At 40.3% G+C, this 6082-nt stretch carries 3 protein-coding genes; 1 reads left to right on the forward strand and 2 read right to left on the reverse strand.

From position 1 onward, the window contains the following. The coding region (locus ACTHJT_RS02145) for a cation-translocating P-type ATPase (RefSeq protein ID WP_440236047.1) at positions 1-1418 on the forward strand (1418 nt) is incomplete at its 5' end. A 79-nt stretch (positions 1419-1497) separates the two neighbouring features. Here ACTHJT_RS02145 and ppk1 read toward each other — a convergent pair. Beyond that, positions 1498-3633, reverse strand: coding sequence for a polyphosphate kinase 1 (gene ppk1 / locus ACTHJT_RS02150; protein WP_440236049.1), 2136 nt, complete (start codon positions 3631-3633; stop codon positions 1498-1500). A 90-nt stretch (positions 3634-3723) separates the two neighbouring features. Then, positions 3724-5682: a DNA topoisomerase (ATP-hydrolyzing) subunit B gene (gyrB, locus tag ACTHJT_RS02155; RefSeq protein WP_440236051.1), complete on the reverse strand. Its 1959-nt coding sequence runs from the start codon at positions 5680-5682 to the stop codon at positions 3724-3726. Between the last annotated feature and the right edge of the window lie 400 nt (positions 5683-6082).

Consider the following 6082-nt stretch of genomic DNA (forward strand, 5'->3'; position numbering starts at 1 on the left):
TGCACACACAATTCGAACGTGTTAGTGAAATTCCTTTTAACTCTGAAACAAAGATCATGGGTACGCTACACAATTTACCCGAAGGAAAATTTGCAGCAGCTAAAGGTTCCGTAGAACATCTGTTGAGCAATTGCACCAAAATTCAATATGGAACGGAGATTAAAGAGTTGAATGAAGAAATTAAAAAGAACATTCTTGAAGAATCTGAAAAGATGTCTGCGGATGGATTACGCGTAATCGGCTTTGCCTATAAAGAAGGAACAGAAATAAATCCAGATGATTACTTAAGCGATCTCATCCATATTGGTATGATCGGCTTTCTGGACCCACCACGCATGGATATTAAGGATGCTATCCTGCGTTGCAGAAATGCCGGTATCCGCATTATCATGATCACTGGCGACCATCCCATGACAGCTTTAAACATTGCAAAGAGAACCGGTGTCGTTGATGAGAACGAACAGAACGTGATCATCGGCAAAAATCTTCCTGACGCAAATGCAGTTAGTGATGAGTGGCGTGAAAAAATTCTCGGCACGTCTGTGTTCGCCCGTACAACACCGAAGCAGAAACTGGAAATTGTTGAGACATTTCAAAAGGCAGGAAACATTGTGGCCATGACCGGCGACGGCATCAACGATGCGCCCGCGCTGAAGAAAGCAGACATTGGTATTGCCATGGGATATAGAGGCACGCAGGTTGCTAAAGAAACGGCTGGTATTGTATTAAAAGATGATTCTTTCACATCCATCGCAGAGGCCGTAGCACATGGTCGGGAAATATTTGACAATATTAAAAAGTTCATTGTTTATTTATTTTCCTGCAACCTGAGTGAAATATGTATTGTTACAATTCTTGGCTTTATCACTCCTATGTCAACCCTCTTACCACTACAGATCTTATTCCTGAATATGGTGACGGATGTCTTTCCTGCGTTAGCACTGGGTGTTGGTAAAGGCGATGAAAAAGTGATGGAAAAGCAACCACGAAAATCAACCGAAAATATTCTTATAAAAAAAGACTGGATCACAATAAGCCTGTATGCGTTCCTTATATCTATATCGGTTATTGTAGCTGTAATTTATTGTGATCATATTATTGAAACGGATCATAAGATTGCAAACAATGCGGCATTCATTACACTTGCTTTCTCTCAGTTGCTGCACGTATTTAATATGTCGTCTATAGAATCGGGATTATTCATAAACGATATCTCCCGAAATAAATTTGTATGGTCTGCAATCCTGCTTTGTGCCGGAATCATGGTATTGGTTTACCTGATCCCATACACCCGGCTTGTATTAGGTTTGGAATCCTTACCGGCTGAAGCCTGGATCGTATCCATCTTATGTAGCTTTATTCCGGTAATTCTTGTGCAAGGATATAAAATCAGTGCTAAGGTAATGCAGAAAAAATGATCTCATTCATTTCATCACAAACAAAAACGGGATGTAAAAATAACTTACATCCCGTTTTTATTTATTGTTGATTATTATTTTAGAACAATTTAGTTTTTAAAACCTTGCGCTTATCCAGGTGATAGAAATCTTTATGTACATTCACAATCGCATCGCCTTCCTGCGGCCTGTTCTTCACATATACATCATCCGATGTCAATGAATACGAATTCGTATTATCAAGCAAATTCAGGTTCAATATTTCAAGGGCAATTTGCTTGGATAATTTATCTTCAATCAGGAATAACGATTCAATACGTCTGTCAAAGCTTCGTACCATCATATCCGCGCTTCCGCCATATACTTTAGGATCGCCTTCGTTATGAAAATAATACAAGCGATTATGTTCCAGCAGATCACCTACAATCGAACGTACACTGATATTTTCGCTTAACCCTTCTTTTCCAGGTCTCAGACAGCACATGCCCCGTACGATCAATTTAATCGGAACGCCCGCCTGTGAGGCTACATACAAGGCATCAATCGCATCTTTATCCTGCAGTGAGTTAATTTTAATTACAATACCACTCGATTTGCCAGCACGCGCATTTGCTGCTTCATGGTCAATCAGTTCGATCAGTTTACGGCGCATGTCTCCAGGCGCAGTAATAATGTTCTGGTAATCGCCCGGTTCGGAGTGTCCTGTAATTACGTTGAAGAATTCGCTGATATCCTGCGCGTAAACTTCGTTCGTACTCAACAGGCTTATATCGGTATACAAACGAGCAGTATCTTCATTGTAGTTTCCGCTCGACATGTGTACATAACGTGTGATCGATTCGTTCGAATTTTTCCGAACGATCAACATGAGTTTCGTGTGTGTTTTGTATTTATTGAAACCATAAATAACAAAACAACCTGCCTTTTGTAAGCGTTGTGCCTCTTTGATATTATTCTCTTCGTCGAAACGTGCAGTCACTTCAAATAATACTGAAACGTGTTTCCCGTTTTCGGCAGCTTTCAATAAAGCATTCGTAATACGGGAATTTTTCGCTAAACGGTAAATTGTAATTTTAATAGCCAATACACCAGCATCTTCTGCGGCCTGTTCCAGCAACTCCAATACATACTTAAAATCGTTGAATGGATGGTGCAATAACACATCATTCTTCTGCAGGTATTTCAACAAGTTCAATGATTCTTCATCATTGCTTGTTGGAATTGCCAACGCCAGCGGCTGTACCGGCGGGGGCAACTTATGCTGATAATTTTTAAATTCAGGATGATTTACAATCTGCCACAGGCAGGTAAAATCCATTAGCGTATTTGTAACAAAAATATTGCTTTCGTCTATATGGTAACGACCCAGCAGGATCTTCATCATCCAGGTCGAATAGTTCTCTTCTATCTCAATGCGTACAACACGTGCGGTTTTACGTGTTTTGATTTTCTTTTTGATCTCATCAATGAAGGCTTCATCCATATCATCGCTTTCCTCAACAGAAAAATCTCCGTTACGTGTGATACGGAACAAATTCACTGAAAGGATTTCAACATTACGGAATAGTTTTGCAATGTTCCAGCGAACAATTTCCTGGATTGGAATAAAAAGAATTTTATCGTCCCGTTCGATCTCAAAGAACCTTGGTATATTTGTCGGCAGCTGAATCAGCGTCAATCTTCTCTGCTCTCCGATAATATTGCGGTTGATGGTAACGACACCAAACACCAGCAATTTATTCATCATAATCGGGAACGAATGATGGTTATCATATGTCATCGGTGTGAGCATCGGAAAAATTGTTTTCTTGAAATATGTTTTCACCGTATCATTTTCCGCTGCCGATAATTCATCTTCGCGGGAAACAATCGTAAAATCATTTTTCTCAAACTCTGGCTTCAATTCATTTGTAAAAACAGATAGTTGATCTTTACAAAATTCCTGCAGATCCTGGAACAATACTTTTTTAAAAGCTCCTTCACGTAAACCGGAGTAATCAATACGTTCTCTATCGTAATCAAGATAGTTATACAAACTACCTACACGGATCTGGAAAAACTCATCTAAATTTGAAGAAGTGATCGCAAGGAATTTTAAGCGGTCAAAAATATTACGTTCGAAATTTTTACTTTGATCTAAAACACGGTAATTAAATTTTATCCAACTTAAATCGCGACTTATATAATTGGTTGAAACAGGCGCCCCTTTGGCATTTATAGAATCTTTAATAACCATGACTTCACTATAGGAATTACACTACTAAATAAAACGAAAAAAGGGGTTTATTCAACCCCTTTTACATTATTTTTACAATATTATTTATTCTTAAATGTCAATTTTAGCATAACGGGCATTCTTTTCAATGAAATCCCTGCGCGGTGCAACCTCATCGCCCATGAGCATAGAGAACAGGTGATCCGCTTCAGCAGCAGACTCTACGCTCACTTGCTTCAGGCTTCTTTTCTCCGGATCCATAGTTGTAGACCACAACTGCTCCGGGTTCATCTCACCTAAACCTTTATATCGCTGAATACCTACTGCATCTTCTTTACCATCTTTGGCAAGTTCTTTTACAGCAGCTTCGCGTTGTTCTTCTGTCCAGCAGTATTTCTCTTCCTTACCCCTCTTTACCAGGTAAAGCGGCGGTTGCGCAATGTATACATGTCCGCCGTCAATCAATGCGCGCATATAACGGAAGAAAAATGTCAGGATCAGTGTACGGATATGTGAACCATCAATATCGGCATCGGTCATGATGATTACTTTGTGGTAACGAAGCTTAGACAAATTCAGAACTTTTTCTCCTTCTTCTGTACCAAACGTAACACCCAGGGCGGTGATGATATTTTTGATCTCATCGTTTTCATAGATTCTGTGTTCCTGTGCTTTTTCAACGTTCAGGATCTTACCTCGCAATGGCAAAATTGCGTGATACTTACGGTCGCGGCCCTGTTTTGCTGAACCACCCGCAGAATCCCCTTCCACCAGGTATAATTCACATTTTTCAGCATCGCTTTCAGAACAATCAGCCAGCTTGCCAGGAAGACCTGTACCAGATAAAACGTTTTTACGTTGTACCATCTCACGCGCCTTACGCGCGGCGTTACGGGCCTGTGCAGCCAGAATAACTTTCTGTACGATCATTTTGGCCTCCTTCGGGTTTTCCTCCAGGTAGTTGCTTAGCATTTCACCTACAACCTGGTCTACAGCGCCCATTACTTCAGAGTTACCCAGTTTGGTTTTTGTCTGTCCTTCAAACTGCGGTTCCGCAACTTTAACAGAAACAACAGCTGTAAGGCCTTCTCTGAAATCATCTCCGGTAACTTCGATCTTCAGCTTTTCGAGCATACCGGACTTATCCGCATATGACTTCAGGGTACGTGTTAATGCGCGTCTGAAACCTGCAACGTGTGTACCTCCTTCAATCGTATTGATGTTATTCACGTAAGAAAATACATTCTCAGAATAAGAAGTATTATACAACATGGCAACTTCAACAGGGATCGGCCCTTTGTCGCTTTCCATGTATAATGGGGTCGGAATAAGTTTTTCTCTTGTTGAATCTAAATAATCAACAAATTCCTTTAACCCACCCTGTGAATAGAATTCTTCAGTTTTTGATTTACCGTCTTCATCTACTTCACGATGATCCTGAAGAATGATGCGGATGCCTTTATTCAGGAAAGAAAGCTCTCTTAAACGGTTTGCAATGGTTTCGTATTTATATTCTGAACTGGTAAAAATGGAATCATCCGGCAAGAACTGAACTTTCGTTCCGTGAATTTCTGATGTACCGATTTCTTTTACATCGTATTGAGGAATCCCTTTTTTGTATTCCTGCTGGTGTACTTTTCCGTTACTGTAAACAGTAACTTTCATGTCTGTAGAAAGCGCGTTCACACAAGATACCCCTACACCGTGCAGACCGCCCGAAACTTTATATGAATCTTTATCAAACTTACCACCGGCGTGTAATACAGTCAATACAACCTCAAGGGCTGATTTACCATATTTTGCAATAACACCCGTAGGGATCCCACGACCGTTATCGGTAACAGTGATTGAATTATTTTCATTGATTTCAACTGTAATATCCGTACAGTAACCGGCAAGAGCCTCATCAATGGAGTTATCGACAACTTCCCAAACCAAATGATGTAAACCTTTAATGCCGATATCGCCAATGTACATGGCTGGTCTTTTACGTACGGCTTCTAAACCTTCTAAAACCTGGATACTATCTGCTGAATATCCAGCAGCATTCTTTTCAGTAATTTCGCTCATTTTCTTTAGGTAGCTATAATGTAAAAATACATTTTTTTACCCGCATTTAACAGCTAAAAAATAGTTTTTATCCACATAAAATGCAACTTAAAAGGTTCCAACAGAGAGCATTACAAGCGTACACCCGATTACCGGTTCAAGTCCGTTTTTTGAAAGAATTTCTTCCAGTTCCTCATTGCCCTAGCTGGCTTCAGTTTTTTTATCCATGCCCTTGAATACAGTCATCGTCTTGAGTTTAAGGGAGGAGTTGCTGGCGACGGGCGACTTTCCCCCCAGATTTTCTACGTAGTGGGCTATACCGTGTTCTTAACCTCGACACTAATTCTGATAACCATGAGCTTTGTGTCTGCGGACATGTTTGTGGCAGGCATTGTGTTCTACGTCTCAGGACTACTGATCA

The sequence above is a fragment of the Cytophaga sp. genome, assembly GCF_051961495.1.
GTDB lineage: Bacteria > Bacteroidota > Bacteroidia > Cytophagales > Cytophagaceae > Cytophaga.

Coding starts and splice junctions, on each gene's coding strand:
- ppk1 (WP_440236049.1), bottom strand. CDS start 3,633: ATGGTTATTAAAGATTCTATAAATGCCAAAGGGGCGCCTGTTTCAACC.
- gyrB (WP_440236051.1), bottom strand. CDS start 5,682: ATGAGCGAAATTACTGAAAAGAATGCTGCTGGATATTCAGCAGATAGT.